Origin of the sequence: Klebsiella sp. R390 (assembly GCF_051131745.1) — a bacterium.
In the GTDB taxonomy this organism is placed as follows: domain Bacteria; phylum Pseudomonadota; class Gammaproteobacteria; order Enterobacterales; family Enterobacteriaceae; genus Klebsiella.
Window position 1 is genome coordinate 2,842,370 of sequence record NZ_CP180445.1, and the last position, 14,589, is coordinate 2,856,958.

Genomic DNA, 14,589 nt, shown 5'->3' on the forward strand with positions numbered 1-14,589 from the left:
TAGAACTGCGATGACCGGGCTGTAAAGCCTGACGAGGCGCCAATACCCCATACGAAGCTCGAGCTAATTTGATTTTTGGAGAATAGACATGTCCCGAGTCTGCCAAGTTACTGGCAAGCGTCCGGTGACCGGTAACAACCGTTCCCACGCACTGAACGCGACCAAACGCCGTTTCCTGCCGAACCTGCACTCTCACCGTTTCTGGGTTGAGAGCGAAAAGCGTTTTGTCACCCTGCGTGTATCTGCTAAAGGTATGCGTGTTATTGATAAGAAAGGCATCGATACAGTTCTGTCCGAACTGCGTGCCCGTGGCGAAAAGTACTAAGTACTAAGAGGAAATAAATCATGGCTAAAGGTATTCGTGAGAAAATCAAGCTGGTTTCTTCTGCTGGTACTGGTCACTTCTATACCACCACGAAGAACAAACGTACTAAGCCGGAAAAACTGGAACTGAAAAAATTCGATCCAGTTGTCCGTCAGCACGTTTTATACAAAGAAGCTAAAATCAAATAATTTTAGTTTTCGATGTAAAGAAAACCCCGCCCCGGCGGGGTTTTCTGTTTTTTACCCTGCGGAAAGTCGCGGACAACCCCCTACCGGGAATTTGCTTCCCAGACGCCTGCTGCTGAATCACAATACGTTAGGTTAACGGAGGAAAATAAATGCCTGAATTACCTGAGGTAGAAACCAGCCGTCGCGGTATTGAACCCTATCTGGTGGGCGCGACCATCCAGCACGCCGTGATTCGCAACGGACGCCTGCGCTGGCCGGTCAGTGACGAAATCTATCGCCTGAGCGACGTACCGGTACTGAGCGTACGCCGACGCGCCAAATATCTGCTGCTGGAGCTGCCCGATGGTTGGATCATCATCCATCTGGGGATGTCCGGGAGCCTGCGCATCCTCAAGGACGACCTGCCCGCCGAAAAGCATGACCATGTGGATCTGGTGATGAGCAACGGCTACGTGCTGCGTTATACCGACCCGCGTCGCTTTGGCGCCTGGCTGTGGACCAAAGCGCTGGAGGGCCATCCGGCGCTGGCCCATCTGGGACCGGAACCGCTGAGCGATGCCTTCACTGCGGAGTATCTCCAGCAGAAGTGTGCGAAGAAGAAAGCGCCTATTAAGCCGTGGCTGATGGACAACAAGCTGGTGGTCGGCGTCGGCAATATCTACGCCAGCGAATCGCTGTTCTCCGCGGGGATCCATCCCGATCGGCTGGCCTCGTCGCTGTCGCGCGAAGAGTGTGAACGGCTGGTCAAGGTGATTAAAGCGGTGTTGTTACGCTCGATTGAGCAGGGTGGAACGACGTTGAAGGATTTCCTGCAAAGTGACGGTAAGCCGGGATATTTTGCCCAGGAACTACAGGTGTATGGCCGCAAAGGCGAGCCTTGCCGTATCTGCGGTACGCCGATTATCGCCAGCAAACATGCGCAGCGGGCGACGTTTTATTGTCGTCAGTGCCAGAAGTAAAGCGTGGTGGTTACGTTGATCCCGGCTACAGGTTCCCGGCTGTCTGTGGACAGGTAGCCGGGAAGCGCGTCCTACAGCTTCTTCAGCAGCGCCTGGTGTACGTTGGCAGGAAGAAAGTGGGAGACATCGCCCTGGTGGCGTGCCACTTCCTTCACCAGCGAGGAAGAGATAAACGACCACTCTTTGCACGGCATCAGAAAGACGCTTTCCAGCGTCGGCATCAGATGGCGGTTCATGTGCGCCAGCTGCATCTCATATTCGAAATCTGCCACCGCGCGTAAGCCGCGAATCAAAATATTCGCCTGCTGAGCGCGGGCAAAATTCGCCATCAGATCGCTAAAGCCAATCACCTCGACGTTGACCAGATGCGCCGTCGCCTGTTCTGCCAGCGCGATACGTTCATCGAGGGTGAACATCGGCTTCTTGCTCGGGCTGGCGGCAATGGCCAACAGCACCTTGTCAAACATGCTGGCCGCCCGGGTGACGATATCGATATGGCCATTGGTGATGGGGTCGAAGGTCCCAGGATAGATCGCTTTTGTGCTCATAATTACACTTTCTCTGAGTAGCCGCGGCTTAGCGCCCACAGCTCGGTGTATTTATTAAACGTATACTGCGCGTTGACCACGGCGAGTAGCCAGCCCTGTTTACCATCCAGCACGCCCCCGCGCAGCAGCAGCGTTTTGACGAACGCGCCCAGCGTATGACCAAAGATGCTCGCCAGAGAGGTCTTCTTCCCCTTCTGGTGGCGTTCCTGCGCCCAGGCGGTGGCATAGGCCAGCTGCTTTTGCTGGAAGCCAGAAAAGTCGCGGCAGGTCAGATGCAGTAAATCACCTGACAGTTCGATAACCTGCGCCCCTTTGGCATCAAGGGATTCGTGCACCAGATTATTGTTATAGCGGAAACGGCGGCGTTCGTACAAACGCATCACGCGGTCGGGGTACCAACCACTATGGCGCATAAAGCGACCAAGGAAATAGTTGCGGCGGGCAATGCTGTAGACAGCTGTGCTGTCAGGCGCTTCCAGGACCTGTCGAATGGATTGCTCCAGCTCCGGCGTGACGCGCTCATCGGTATCAAGCATCAACACATATTCACCGGTCGCGTAGTCCTGAGCGCGCTGGCGCTGAATGCCGTAGCCCTGCCAGTCGGTGTCTATGTAGACCGTGGCGCCGAGGCGACGGGCCAGTTCGACGGTGTTATCGCTGCTGCCGGAGTCCAGTAGCACAATTTCATCGGCCCAGCTCACTGAGGCGAGGCAATCCGCCAGCAGGTCCGCGGCGTTTTTCGCGATCAGCACGACGGACAGTCGGGGGGCCATCAGTGGCTCCGCTGCGGAAGATAGGGTTGCAGCAAATGCAGCAGACGCGAAAGCGCTCCCTGGTTTTGATGCAGTACTTCCACCGCATGGCGGCCGTACCACAGACGGTAGTCTTCGTCGGTCAGCAGGTTGGAAACCTGGGTGACCAGTGAGCTCACGTCGGTCACCGTAATCAGGCCGTCGTCTTGCTGCAGCTTGGCGCAGATGTCTTTAAAGTTGAAGGTGTGCGGGCCCATCAGGACCGGGATCGCGTGCGCCGCCGGTTCCAGAGGGTTATGGCCGCCCCGTTCAACCAGGCTGCCGCCAACAAAGGCGAGGTCGGCAATGCCGTACAGTAGCATCAGTTCGCCCATGGTATCGCCGATCACCACCTGGGTATCGTTCGATGGGATTTCGCCGGTGCTGCGCAACGTGAAGCGCATGCCTGCTTTCTGCACCATGTCTCGCGCATCGCCGAAGCGCTCGGGGTGGCGAGGAACCAGAATCAGCAGTAAATCAGGGAAGGTTTCCAGCAGCTTTTTGTGCGCCTGCAGGATGATTTGCTCTTCGCCATCGTGGGTGCTGGTGGCGATCCACACTTTGCGGTGCGGCGCCCACTGGCGACGCAGAGTAATGGCTCGTGCCGCCAGCTCTGGCGTCACGGAGATATCGAATTTGAGGCTACCGGTTACCGCCAGCTGGTTGCGCTTCAGGCCCAGAGCCAGAAAACGATTGGCGTCTTCTTCGTTCTGCGCGGCAATCAGGGTGATGCGGCTGAGCAGGCGACGCATAAACTTGCCGAGTTTGGCATAGCCTTTTGCTGAACGCTCCGACAGGCGGGCGTTGGCGATGACCAGCGGGATTTTACGTTTATGCAGCGCGGCGACCATATTGGGCCACAGCTCGGTTTCCATCACGATAACCAGCTTCGGCTGGACGGTATTGAGGAAGCGGTTCATCGCGCAGGGTAAGTCATACGGCAGGTAGACGTGGTGGACATCTTTACCGAAGGCGGACATGGCGCGTTCGGAGCCGGTCGGCGTCATGGTAGTGACGGTAATCGGCAGGGAAGGGTAGCGGTGGCGCAGCGCACGCACTAACGGGATGGCTGCAAGCGTCTCACCGACGGAAACGGAATGCAGCAGAATCCCATCCGGTGCTACCTTGTTCTGACAATAGCCATAACGTTCAGCCCAGCGCTTTCGATAGGCCGGCGCCTTACGGCTGCGCAGCAGCAATCGCAGCCATACCAGCGGCTGAATAAGGTAGAGTAGGGTGGTATAAAGCAATTCCAAGCGATTTATCCGTTTTATGTTTTAGCGTGCAAATTCTAAGCATTTAGCCCGCGTAAAGCTATCTCTTTGGCGGAAACAACGGGATTGTGAGTCAGGCCGCTTCGCGATAACGTTTAATCCGCAGGTAGCGCCGGCCAAGGCGCCAGCGTAAACGGAAGGTCCGTGCATTTTTCCAGATCAGGCGCCAGATGCCGCGGTCAAAGAACTCTTTAATGATGATATGCTTTTTTGACTCATCTTTCATGCTATCGAAGGTATGAATAATTCCCAGCCCCTCTTTGGCGATTTGCCAGCGGCAGGCGGAAATGTGGCGCACCTTGTCCGGATAGCGCTCGTTGATGGCGTCCAGCATCTCCAGAATCTTCATGTAATGGCGTGCCGAGCGCATCAGCGTGTCGTCGTTGTCCGGCTTATGCGATACCGATTCCGAGTGAATATAGTAATCGTAGAATTGTTCGCTGGTGTACTGCACGCGCTCTGCCGCCAGCAGCGCTTCCGTGGTCCAGGGAATGTCCTGATGGCGCAGTCCTGGCTCAAAGTGGAAGTGGTGCTGCATGATAAATTCCCGGCGATAGATATTCAGCCAGGTGACATGCAGGAACTTGCGTGAGTCCAGCGCCTGTTTGAGCCAGACATGGCCGGGCAGAACCCCGGTCGAGGGTAGACGGTCCGGTGGCAGAATCGGATGAATATCCTGGCGGGTCTCGTAAACATAACGGCCGTTGCAGGTGGCGATATCCAGGTTGCCTTTTTCTGCCATCTCCAGCAACGTGCGGTACATGCCGGGATACAGTTTATCGTCAATATCCGGAAAGGCCAGGTACTTACCGGTCGCCACTGCCAGACCGGTGTTGCGGGCGACCGAGACGCCCTGGTTTTCCTGTTCCAGCACCCTCACGTTTTGCAGGCGCGCTTTCCACGCCTCGATAACCGCCAGACTCCCGTCCGTCGAGCCGTCGTTCACCAGGATCAGTTCATAGCTTTCCAGCTGCTGTTGCTCAAGGCACTCGAAGAATTGCGCAAGGAATTTTTCACCGTTATAGACGGCGGCCACGATACTCAGTAAAGGCGTTTGACTCATAAATCATTCGATCCTGGTTAAATAGCGGCGTCAGTCGCGACGCAATTGACGGTACTGCTGACAAATCGTATCGACGCTGAATTTTTCCAGCGTCGACGGTTCGATGGCCGGCGGACTATGGTAAATGCTTTGCATCGTCCGGGCCAGTGCCGGGCTGTTCAGATCGGCCAGACCGCGGGCTAATTCGCCAGTGAGGATTTCCGTGACCCCGCCAGGACAGCGGGTGCTGGCAACGGGCGTATCCAGCAGCAGCGCTTCAACCACCACGTTGCCAAAACCTTCACTGTCGGAGCTGAGCACCAGCATCCGCGCCTGTTTGATCCACGGCAGCGGGTTTTGCTGAAAGCCTTTAAACAGAACCCTGTCGGCTACCTGGTGCTGTTGCGCCAGCTGGCGCAGGCGTTGTTCCTGCTCGGGTTTTCCCTGGCCCAGCAGCACCAGCGGCGCATTAATGCCGCTTTGTGCGTAGGCTTCGATCAGGCGATCGTGGCGTTTTCCGGGATGAAACCGGCCGACGTGAATAATATAGTCGCCATCGGGCCGGTCGCTGGGGGCATCGGCGGCGGCACGTAGCGCGACGATGTCGAACGGGTTATAAATCGTTTTTAACTGCGCCGGGCGCACTGCGAACTGTTCGACCAGATCCTGGCCTACCGCACTGGAGACGCTCACGATGTTGCGTCCCTGGTAGACGCGCTTAATCTTCTGCTGCTTCATCCACCGGTCAACACCGCTGCGGTGACCGAGGTATGAGGTGGAGAAGACGCCATGCAGGCAGAACCAGAGGTTACGGTGGGCGAGCTGACGGCTGCGGGCGACGATGCGGTCGGTTTTATGCAGGCTGGAGAGCACCAGATCGAACTCGCCCTGCTGCTCGGCCTGCGCGATGGCTGCATCCAGCTGGCGGGCGCGGCGCGACAGTTCGGTGAGCTTGCGCCACGGGGCGCGGCAACGGTCGCGAATGACCTGGTAATCCAGCCCTTCCGGCAGCGGATATTCGCAGACGTCGCGCAGGGAAAACAGCGATACTCGTTCACCCTGGCTTAGAAAGTGTTCTGCCAGAGTCAGCACCACTTTTTCGGCGCCTCCGCCGGGCAGGCCATCAATGACAAACAGTATGCGCATCGCTATTTCACCAGATCCTGATAGAGGGAGAGCAGCTGCGCCGACAAGCGTTCGCTGGTGCAGTCCATAATACGTTCCCGGGCGCGCTGGCCTTCGCTGGAGCCCAGTGCACGCGCGGGAAGCGCGACCACCGCCTGCTGTAGCGCCGGAATATCCAGCGCGTCGCAGACATATCCGTTGTGACCCTGAACGATAAACTCCTGACCACCGCAGCCGGTGGTGGTGATCACCGGCAGACCGCAGGCCATGGCTTCCAGAATGACGTTAGGGAACGGGTCATACAGCGTTGGCAGCAGCAGGCCGTCGGCCATCTGGTAAAACGGCAGGGTTTCCGACTGCATCCCGAAGAAGCGTACCCGGTCTTCACAGTGCAGCGTTTTTGCCAGAGACTGGTAGCGGTTCTGATCTTTGTCTTTGCCCACTACCAACAGATAGCGGTCGGTGGGCGCAATGGCGCGAATCGCCGCCTCCAGCCCTTTACGCTCAAAACCAGACCCGACGTATACCAGGCAGGTCGCCTGCAGCGGGAGATCCCACTGGGCGCGCAGGGCCGTAAAGGCCTCGGCGGTGGGCGGCAGGAACCGCTGATGGTCAATGGCGTTGTAGATAACGTGGATCTTCTCTGCCGGAATTGCAAAATCCTCGATGATCTCTTGCTTGATCATCGCGGCATTACAGATAACTCCCCGCAGATGCGGGTCCTGATACATCTCCCGTTCAGCCTGCATGACATAGCGATGATAGCGGTCAGCAAACAGCAGACGGCTTTTCCAGCCGGGCAGAATTCGCGAACGCTGATGCAACCAGCGCTGGTGGACGCCGTCACCGGCGCGATAGAGGTCGCAGCCAGGGATACGTTCATGGCTCTGCACCAGATCGAACCGTTCGCGCTGCCACAGCTGGCGCGCAGCATCGGCGAAACCACGCTCGCGGCTGATGCGGCCCCATTTGCGTGGGTTGCAGATGTGGATCTGCCAGTCAGGTTTGACCGGCCCTTGCCATTCACGGGTGATGACGTTCAGTTCAATATTGCTGCTATCAAGGGCTTCCAGCGCACGAGAGACGAAACGCTCTGCGCCGCCGTCCGGGCGATATTTCTGTCGCACCAGGGCCAGCCTGAATGTACTCATGCCAGTACCTTTTTCGCCGCCGCGATCACCGCGTCGGTGGGGATTAAATCGAGATACCGTTCGGTGGTACCAGTATCGATATCGTCAGGATCAGGCAGGGGACCGAAATCGCCGGCCCAAATGACTTCGCCTTGTGCCTGCCACGGGCGCCAGAAGGTCAGTTTCGACGGGCCAAACAGGGCTACCAACGGCGTGCCGAGGGCGGCTGCCATATGCATGGGCACGGAATCCACGCCGATAAACAGGCGGGCATGGTCGATGACCGCCGCCAGCTGACGCAGGGACAGCTGACCGGCAAGCGAATGCAGGCGCGCCTGCGGGCTGCCGGCGATAATGGTTTCTACCATCTGCTTCTCTTTGGCATCCGGTCCGGAGGTCAGGACGATGGCGTAGCCGGCGTCAGACAGCGCGTTAATCACGGCGCTCATGCGATCTTCCTGCCAGCATTTAAAGAACCAGCGGGAGGTCGGTTGGATCACGATATAGTGATTTTCAAACCCCTCTGGCAGCAGTGAACGGCTGGTGGCCCAGTCCTGTTCACTGTAGCCCATTCGCGCCGGGGCATCATCGAGAGTGAAGCCGAGCGGAGCCAGAATCGACAGGTTCTGCTGCACCGTGTGCAGGCGCTGGTGTGCCTGGGTTGAGGCCAGCGCGGTGTGGCAGAAACGCCAGGCAGGATGGCGGCGCTTCGGGAAGTCAAAGCCGATACGCGTTGCCGCACCGGTCAGTCTGGTGATGATGGCGCTGGGCCACTGGTCCGCAAGATTGAGCACCATATCGTAGTGCTGCTGGCGCAAGGTGCGGATCAGTCTGAATTCCATCTTGAGCTGATGCCCTTTCCCCTGTTTTTTCCAGCGCCGGTCAATGGCAAAAATCTGCTGGATATCAGGATTGGCCGCGAGCATGTCCCGGGTTTCTTCATAAAGCAGCACATCGACGCTGGCCGCGGGATAGTGCTGTTTGAGGGCGTGAATGAGCGGCGTGATCAATAGCATATCGCCATGATGGCGCAGCTTGATGACCAGGATTCGCGCCGGGGTCACGGTACCGGGAGAGCGGGTTTCAGGCGTCATTCTCTGTTCTTCATTCAGTATCAGGTTTCCGATTCTAGGGGATCAGACAGATTGAGAGAAGCGTTGTATTGCTCTACCATGACCCGATACGTATGGTCTGAGGACGTTTTCGTGCACAAACCCGCATTTCTCATCACGATTGATACAGAGGGCGATAACCTCTGGCAAAAACACGACAGCATTACCACCGAGAATGCGCGCTATTTACCGCGTTTTCAGCAGCTTTGCGAAAAGTATGGTTTTAAGCCCGTCTATCTGACCAACTATGAAATGGCGATCGACCCCTTCTATATCGACTTCGCCAAGGATGTGATTGCCCGCGGTACGGCGGAGATTGGTATGCACCTGCATGCCTGGAATAGCCCGCCGACGGACCCGTTGACCGATGATGACTGGCGTCATAAGCCCTACCTGATTGAATATTCCGATGCGGCAATGCGTGAGAAAGTCGCCTTTATGACCCAACTGCTGGAAGATACCTTCCAGACCAAAATGGTCAGCCATCGCGCCGGGCGCTGGGCGTTCGACGAGCGCTACGCTCGCCTGCTGGTGGAGCATGGCTATCTGGTGGATTGTTCGGTGACCCCGCGGGTTAACTGGAAGACGGCGAAAGGCGCACCGCAGGGCGATGGCGGTACCGATTATCGTCGCTTCCCGCAGCATGCCTATTTCCTCGATGAGAACGACATCAGCCGCGAGGGACATTCTGCACTGCTGGAAGTGCCGATGAGCATCCAGTATAAGCACTCGGGCTGGATGAACAGCGTGAAGCAGGGCTACGACCGCCTGCGCGGCAAAGTCCGCTCGCCGTCGGTGCACTGGCTGCGTCCGATGGGTGGCAACGTCGAGACGATGAAAAAAGTCGTGACCCAGACGTTGGCGCAGGGGAATGACTACGTCGAATATATGCTCCACTCTTCTGAGTACATGCCTGGCGGCAGCCCAACGTTTAAAAACGAACAGGATATCGAGCGCTTATATGCTGACCTGGAAGCGTTTTTCAGCTGGCTGGCCCCGCAGGTGAAGGGAATGACCCTGGCGGAATACTATCAATTCCGGAGAAATCTTACATAAAATAACCGTGTATCATAGAGATACATAGGTTTTCTGGTGTAATATTAGCGCCGATTCCACATCGGCCTGCTGGTCTTTATTTTTCGATGCACTGTGTTTTCATTTATGAGGCATGTATGAAAATTGTAACGGTATTGCGTTCTGGTGGTGATTATAATCATGATCATGTTCAGTGGTTGTATAAGCAATTACCGGATGACATCGAAAAAGTGTGCTTTACCGATCTGACTATTCCTGGCGTGCAGACAATTAAGCTGACGGAAAATCTGCCTGGCTGGTGGTCAAAGATTGAAATATTTGATCCGCAAAAAATTGACGACGATATTTTTTATATTGATCTGGATATTGTTGTTGTGGGCGATATTTCCGATATTTTGCAAAATACCCGACTGACCATGCTCAGCGATTTCTTCTTCCCGCAGAAAACAAAAAACTCGGCCATTATGCGCATTCCGCATGAAGAGAAATATAAGGTCTGGGAGGCATTCAAACGTTATCCTGAACTGTTTATGTCACGTTATCAGAGCGGTGGCGATCAGGAGTTTATTAGTAAGATTTATCCCCATGCTGCTATCTGGCAGGATATCCTCCCGGGACAAATCGTGAGCTACAAAAAGCATGTGGTCAGTAAGAAAAAAAATGAACATGCCACCGGGAATGGTTCCGTTCCACCCGGGACGCGCATCGTATGCTTCCACGGGAAACCAAGACCGTGGGATTGCGGTGAGGTATGGGTTCCCCCATTTGTGAGAAGTTAATCATTCATGATCAAAGATAAGTTCCCCTTGCTTATATTTCTGGCAGCCATTCTGGCTGCCGCTTCCGTGATGCCAGAAAAAATCATGGGGAGAAATCTTTTCTACCTTTCTGCGCTAATGACGGTCGGTTATGCCCTGTGTCACGCCAAAGCTCTTCGTTTCAAAAAAGAAGAGCTGATCCTGGCGCTGTTCTTGTTTTTGATGGGAAGTTCGCAACTGCTGTGGGCATATCGGTTTCCTGCAAATGCCGCGGAAATCTATATGGCGGATGTGAGTTACGGGCGCACGGGGAGCTATTTGATCATCGGTGCGGTAATGGTGCCGTTAGTTTCTGCGATCTTAAGACTTATACCAGCGTGGCAGGGTAAGTTTATTAATGCTCTGCTGTTGTTTGGTTTTACATATTTAACGTTGTATGCCTTACATTTCCACTTTTTTGTCTCTGACGATCGCTTGAGAATTGGTAACTCTGCAACCCTGAGCGCTTATCTGTATGCACTTTACACGATGGTGACGCTGTATGCTTTAGCGTGTGTCAACATACGCTATCGGCAATATATTATATTTGGTGTCATTGTTTTCTCTTTTTGGGTTATCTTTTTAACGCAAACGCGTTCAGTGCTGCTCTTTTACCCCGCCATTTTGATATACACCTTGCTGAACAGTAACTTCATGTCGAAGTCCAAAATGATTGCCCTGTGCCTGGTATCCGTCTTGGTTTCCGTGGTGATTATTGATATTGCGTTTCCCTCTATCAAAACGCGTGCGGTGGATGCGGTGGCGGAACTTTCAGAATATCAAAGCGATAACAACACATCATTAGGTGCCAGATTGAGTATGTGGCATACGGGTCTCTACGAAATATATCGCCATCCGGGCGGGGTGAGTTCACAGCAGCGCTATGACATTCTGTTGCAGCTGATGCAGGAGAAAGAGCAGGGGAATCCGGAAGGGATCCGCAATATGGTCTATCACCTGCATAACGACCTGATAGAGACGATGTCGCTGCAGGGGGTTATCGGTGGCGTGATTCTACTGGGGCTGTATGCCGCAATGCTATTCTATGTACATAAGAAGCGGGTGCTGTCATGTGCAACGATGTTTGTATGCGCGCCGGTTATTTTGTTTGGTTTAGTCGATACGCTTTTTATTCATGACCGGTTTATTGTTATGTTTATCGTCTGCCTGGTTATCTGTGCCGGATTACAGCGCGTAAAACAGGCACAAGCGTGATGCAGGAAAAGCAGTGGCCTAGCGGGTCACTGCTTTCATTGCCTGGCTAAACGGTGCTTTATTGAATATATGCTCAGGAACAGCGCTCTCTGTTGAGGTATTGATAATGTCGATACCCGCGCTACGCATATAGGTACTGGCGAGTTCAAATGCCGGGAAAATCAGCGATTCGACTTTGCTTGCCAGGTAAGAAGGGAGCTTATTGCTGCTGCTTTCATAAAATCTTGGCTGCTCAAAGTTGGTCATGTCCAGGCCCGCAATAAGTACTTTATCAAACCCCAGCCAGGCAATAATCTGTAACGCCCAGTAGGCGACGGTGCCTGCATCAAATATCCCCTGACGAATATCAATGGCAAACCCAATCTCATCAGAATATTGATGCAGGACGACGGTATCAGTCTCGCAGAACGTCTTTTTAATATTGGTACAAGGAATACGGGCCTGGTAAATGCGGTAGCACGCATCTTCGATCGCTGCGAGGCGACACTGGATATGGTCGAAACCCAGGCGATCTATTATTTTGGCAATGCCGTGTATGGTCGTAAAAAACAGAATATTGGGATTGGCGACGATGGCGGCGATGATCTCGGGCTTTCGGTCGAAAAACTCCATATCAACGATCAAATAGAAAGAGAAATTGACCTGCCCCGTCAGAAAATAAGCACCGTTGACGCCCATCACCGGCACCGAAGCGGGCATAACGGAAAAATCGATCTCTTTCACTGAAGGGCCGGTTGCGGTGAGCAGCAGCGGCCCGGAAACGGTATTTTTGAGATCGCTCAGGCGACACAGTGGCACCGGGTGGCCCTTATAAACCAGTGCGCTAATTTCTCCGCCTGCCCCGCGGGTGATTTTCGTCCACGGCCAGAGATTTTCGTTATGGCGAAAGGCCCTTGGGCGGGTGTAGCGATAAAATTGCTTAAACAGTGAACCCATTACAGCAGTCCTTGTGATTTCAGCAACTGCGCTACCTGCTCCGCGGCGATATCCCCGGTGCTGTTGCCGCTGTCCGGACGGACGACAAACTGGTTTTGACCGTAGCCGCCAATCAGCCCCGGATCGGTGGGGCCATACAGCGTAAAGTTCGGCTTATCGAGTGCTGCGGTCAGATGGCTCAGGCCGGTATCGACGGATACCACGCCTCTGGCGCTCGCCAGAACCTGAGCGACCTGCTCCAGGCTCATCCGCGGCAGCACCTCGACAAAGTCGTGGCCCGCGGCCAGTCGTTTAGCCCGCGCTTCTTCGTGCGGTGCGCCCCACGGTAGCTTAATGTGCAGACCGCTGTTGGCCAGCAGAGCGATCAGCGCCCGCCAGTGGCTTTCGGGCCAGTGTTTATCATCGCGAGTCGTAGCATGCAGGAAAACCAGGTACGGTGCAGCCGTCGCGGCTGACGAATCCGTAAAGTGACGGGCGATGGCATAATCACCCTGCTGCGCCGGTCGGGTATAACCGAGGCTTTTAGCAAACAGTTCCCGGGTACGTTCGACGGCGTGTTGCTGTTTTGCAATTGCGTGGCGGCGATTGTAGAACAGGCTCGCCAGCGGCTCGCGGGCGCTGTGCCAGTCCATACCGTGTTTGACGCCCTGCGCCAGGCGGGTCACTAACGCGGCGCTTTTGACCAGGCCCTGGGCATCGATAATGGCATCATAGCGCTGCGCGCGTATGGCCTGACGAAAGGCTGCGCGTTCCGCTTTAATCGGGGCGGAGAACCAGGCTTTACGCCAGCGGCGAATGGCGACCGGGATCACGCGGTCGACGGTATTATGCCAGGAGGGGATCTGCGCGAATCCTTCCTCCACCGCCCAGTCAAAACGAATGCCGGGAATAGCCTGCGCGGCGTCGGTCAGCGCGGGCAGCGTATGCAGGACGTCGCCCATGGACGAGGTTTTCACGATCAATACCCGCATCCGTTACGCTTCCTCTTTTTCCGGTTTTTCCTGCAGCAGCGCGGTCAGCTCTTCCAGCACGCGCTGCGGCGTAATATCGATCAGGCTCTGGTGATAGCCTTGATCGGCATCGCCTTTGCGAACCTTGTGATAGCCGCTAATCAGGCGGATAACCCGCGCCTGGTGCGACAGCGGTGGGGTGAAATCTGGGCTGCTCGGGCCATACAGCGCTACCAGCGGGCGATTGAGTGCCGCGGCAACGTGCATCAGGCCAGAGTCATTGCTGACCACCGCTTTACAGGCGGCAATCAGTACTACCGCTTGCTCAAGCTGGGTTTCGCCAGCAAGGTTACGGCACCACGCCTGCTGCTGGGTATTCAACGCGGCAAGAATGTCGTTGCCGGCTTCATGATCTTTGGCCGAACCGAACAGGATAACCTGGTACCCGGTATCGATGAGCTGCTTTGCCAGTTCAGCATAGTGGTAATGCGGCCAGCGTTTTGCCGGGCCAAATTCCGCGCCGGGACAGAAGCCGACGATGGGTCGATCGGCCGGAATAGAAAACGCGTTACAGACCTGCGATTTTTCACCGTCGAACACCTGCAGCTGTGGCCAGAGCAGGGGCTGAGGTAGATCTTTGGCACTGCGCATGACGCCGTTATCGTAAGCCAGCGCCACATAGCGTTCGACCATCAGCGGCCAGGCGTCTTTATCCAGCACCCGCGCATCGTTCAGCAAACCGTAGCGCATCTCACCCCGCCAGCCGGTACGGTGCGGGATGTTGGCGAAGAAGGGGACCAGCGCTGATTTAAACGAGTTTGGCAGCACGTAGGCACGGTCGTAACGACGTTCGCGCAGGCTGTGCCCGAGCTTTCGACGTTCACCGATGGCCAGCGCACCGTGGCCGAGCGGCATCGGGATGGCTTCGTTGACTTCCGGCATACGCGACAACAACGGACGGCACCACGCGGGCGCCATCACGTCGATAATGGCCTGGGGATAGCGCGCCTTGAGCGTGCGATAGAGACTTTGCGACATCATCATGTCGCCCACCCAGGACGGGCCAACCACCAATATTTTCATTCACTTCATCCTTCAAACGGTCTCTGCGTTGGCTACTTGCGTTCACTCCGGTCACTTACTTTTGTAAGCTCCCGGAGAT

General features: G+C 55.5%; 16 protein-coding genes. 6 read left to right on the plus strand and 10 right to left on the minus strand.

The genetic code is table 11. From position 1 onward, the window contains the following. The first annotated feature begins 88 nt into the window (after positions 1–88). The 3 genes from rpmB to mutM all read left to right on the plus strand — a co-directional run bounded on the left by rpmB (position 89) and on the right by mutM (position 1,472). The gene (gene rpmB, locus ACMYSP_RS13200) at positions 89–325 is read left to right on the plus strand and encodes a 50S ribosomal protein L28 (protein ID WP_002436699.1); all 237 of its coding nucleotides are present in this window, start codon (positions 89–91) and stop codon (positions 323–325) included. Between the two features lie 20 nt (positions 326–345). Beyond that, complete coding sequence (gene rpmG / locus ACMYSP_RS13205) at positions 346–513, plus strand: 50S ribosomal protein L33 (RefSeq protein WP_003024094.1); 168 nt, start codon at positions 346–348, stop codon at positions 511–513. Positions 514–662: 149 nt separating this feature from the next. Beyond that, positions 663–1,472, plus strand: coding sequence for a bifunctional DNA-formamidopyrimidine glycosylase/DNA-(apurinic or apyrimidinic site) lyase (gene mutM / locus ACMYSP_RS13210; RefSeq protein ID WP_434582526.1), 810 nt, complete (start codon positions 663–665; stop codon positions 1,470–1,472). A gap of 71 nt (positions 1,473–1,543) precedes the next feature. On the opposite strand, the gene coaD is transcribed toward mutM, so the two are convergent. From coaD to rfaQ, 7 genes are all read right to left on the minus strand, one after another. Beyond that, entirely contained in the window at positions 1,544–2,020 is a 477-nt protein-coding gene (coaD, locus tag ACMYSP_RS13215; protein ID WP_100682896.1) for a pantetheine-phosphate adenylyltransferase, read from the minus strand. Between the two features lie 2 nt (positions 2,021–2,022). Continuing rightward, positions 2,023–2,793 (minus strand): glycosyltransferase family 2 protein, encoded by a 771-nt coding sequence (locus ACMYSP_RS13220; RefSeq protein WP_434582528.1) that lies wholly within the window; start codon positions 2,791–2,793, stop codon positions 2,023–2,025. Continuing rightward, a complete protein-coding gene (gene waaA, locus ACMYSP_RS13225) occupies positions 2,793–4,067 on the minus strand; it encodes a lipid IV(A) 3-deoxy-D-manno-octulosonic acid transferase (protein WP_434582530.1) in 1,275 nt (424 codons plus the stop codon). The genes ACMYSP_RS13220 and waaA overlap by 1 nt, the downstream gene beginning before the upstream one ends. 91 nt (positions 4,068–4,158) lie before the next feature. After that, entirely contained in the window at positions 4,159–5,148 is a 990-nt protein-coding gene (locus tag ACMYSP_RS13230) for a glycosyltransferase (protein ID WP_434582531.1), read from the minus strand. A gap of 30 nt (positions 5,149–5,178) precedes the next feature. Further along, complete coding sequence (locus tag ACMYSP_RS13235; RefSeq protein ID WP_434582532.1) at positions 5,179–6,273, minus strand: glycosyltransferase; 1,095 nt, start codon at positions 6,271–6,273, stop codon at positions 5,179–5,181. Positions 6,274–6,275: 2 nt separating this feature from the next. Next, positions 6,276–7,403, minus strand: coding sequence for a glycosyltransferase family 4 protein (locus tag ACMYSP_RS13240; RefSeq protein ID WP_434582533.1), 1,128 nt, complete (start codon positions 7,401–7,403; stop codon positions 6,276–6,278). Continuing rightward, positions 7,400–8,476: a putative lipopolysaccharide heptosyltransferase III gene (rfaQ, locus tag ACMYSP_RS13245; RefSeq protein WP_434582535.1), complete on the minus strand. Its 1,077-nt coding sequence runs from the start codon at positions 8,474–8,476 to the stop codon at positions 7,400–7,402. Before rfaQ ends, ACMYSP_RS13240 begins: the two co-directional genes overlap by 4 nt. Before the next feature lie 111 nt (positions 8,477–8,587). Here rfaQ and ACMYSP_RS13250 point away from each other — a divergent pair, with 111 nt between their 5' ends. The 3 genes from ACMYSP_RS13250 to ACMYSP_RS13260 all read left to right on the plus strand — a co-directional run bounded on the left by ACMYSP_RS13250 (position 8,588) and on the right by ACMYSP_RS13260 (position 11,541). After that, positions 8,588–9,550 carry a polysaccharide deacetylase family protein gene (locus ACMYSP_RS13250; RefSeq protein ID WP_434582536.1) on the plus strand — a complete coding sequence of 321 codons (963 nt, stop codon included), beginning with the start codon at positions 8,588–8,590 and terminating at the stop codon, positions 9,548–9,550. Between the two features lie 116 nt (positions 9,551–9,666). Then, on the plus strand, positions 9,667–10,308 hold the full coding sequence (locus ACMYSP_RS13255) for a hypothetical protein (protein WP_154144337.1): 642 nt from the start codon (positions 9,667–9,669) through the stop codon (positions 10,306–10,308). A 6-nt stretch (positions 10,309–10,314) separates the two neighbouring features. Further along, positions 10,315–11,541: an O-antigen ligase family protein gene (locus ACMYSP_RS13260; protein ID WP_434582537.1), complete on the plus strand. Its 1,227-nt coding sequence runs from the start codon at positions 10,315–10,317 to the stop codon at positions 11,539–11,541. 18 nt (positions 11,542–11,559) lie between these two features. Here ACMYSP_RS13260 and ACMYSP_RS13265 read toward each other — a convergent pair whose 3' ends face one another. The 3 genes from ACMYSP_RS13265 to rfaF are packed head-to-tail and all read right to left on the minus strand — an operon-like array spanning position 11,560 to position 14,510. Beyond that, the gene (locus ACMYSP_RS13265; protein ID WP_434582538.1) at positions 11,560–12,477 is read right to left on the minus strand and encodes a sugar glycosyltransferase; all 918 of its coding nucleotides are present in this window, start codon (positions 12,475–12,477) and stop codon (positions 11,560–11,562) included. Then, complete coding sequence (gene rfaC, locus ACMYSP_RS13270; RefSeq protein WP_434582539.1) at positions 12,477–13,448, minus strand: lipopolysaccharide heptosyltransferase RfaC; 972 nt, start codon at positions 13,446–13,448, stop codon at positions 12,477–12,479. The genes ACMYSP_RS13265 and rfaC overlap by 1 nt, the downstream gene beginning before the upstream one ends. A gap of 3 nt (positions 13,449–13,451) precedes the next feature. After that, on the minus strand, positions 13,452–14,510 hold the full coding sequence (gene rfaF / locus ACMYSP_RS13275; protein WP_434582541.1) for an ADP-heptose--LPS heptosyltransferase RfaF: 1,059 nt from the start codon (positions 14,508–14,510) through the stop codon (positions 13,452–13,454). Positions 14,511–14,589 lie beyond the last annotated feature (79 nt).

Coding starts and splice junctions, on each gene's coding strand:
- rpmB (WP_002436699.1), top strand. CDS start 89: ATGTCCCGAGTCTGCCAAGTTACTGGCAAGCGTCCGGTGACCGGTAAC.
- rpmG (WP_003024094.1), top strand. CDS start 346: ATGGCTAAAGGTATTCGTGAGAAAATCAAGCTGGTTTCTTCTGCTGGT.
- mutM (WP_434582526.1), top strand. CDS start 663: ATGCCTGAATTACCTGAGGTAGAAACCAGCCGTCGCGGTATTGAACCC.
- coaD (WP_100682896.1), bottom strand. CDS start 2,020: ATGAGCACAAAAGCGATCTATCCTGGGACCTTCGACCCCATCACCAAT.
- ACMYSP_RS13220 (WP_434582528.1), bottom strand. CDS start 2,793: ATGGCCCCCCGACTGTCCGTCGTGCTGATCGCGAAAAACGCCGCGGAC.
- ACMYSP_RS13230 (WP_434582531.1), bottom strand. CDS start 5,148: ATGAGTCAAACGCCTTTACTGAGTATCGTGGCCGCCGTCTATAACGGT.
- ACMYSP_RS13235 (WP_434582532.1), bottom strand. CDS start 6,273: ATGCGCATACTGTTTGTCATTGATGGCCTGCCCGGCGGAGGCGCCGAA.
- ACMYSP_RS13240 (WP_434582533.1), bottom strand. CDS start 7,403: ATGAGTACATTCAGGCTGGCCCTGGTGCGACAGAAATATCGCCCGGAC.
- rfaQ (WP_434582535.1), bottom strand. CDS start 8,476: ATGACGCCTGAAACCCGCTCTCCCGGTACCGTGACCCCGGCGCGAATC.
- ACMYSP_RS13255 (WP_154144337.1), top strand. CDS start 9,667: ATGAAAATTGTAACGGTATTGCGTTCTGGTGGTGATTATAATCATGAT.
- ACMYSP_RS13260 (WP_434582537.1), top strand. CDS start 10,315: ATGATCAAAGATAAGTTCCCCTTGCTTATATTTCTGGCAGCCATTCTG.
- ACMYSP_RS13265 (WP_434582538.1), bottom strand. CDS start 12,477: ATGGGTTCACTGTTTAAGCAATTTTATCGCTACACCCGCCCAAGGGCC.
- rfaC (WP_434582539.1), bottom strand. CDS start 13,448: ATGCGGGTATTGATCGTGAAAACCTCGTCCATGGGCGACGTCCTGCAT.
- rfaF (WP_434582541.1), bottom strand. CDS start 14,510: ATGAAAATATTGGTGGTTGGCCCGTCCTGGGTGGGCGACATGATGATG.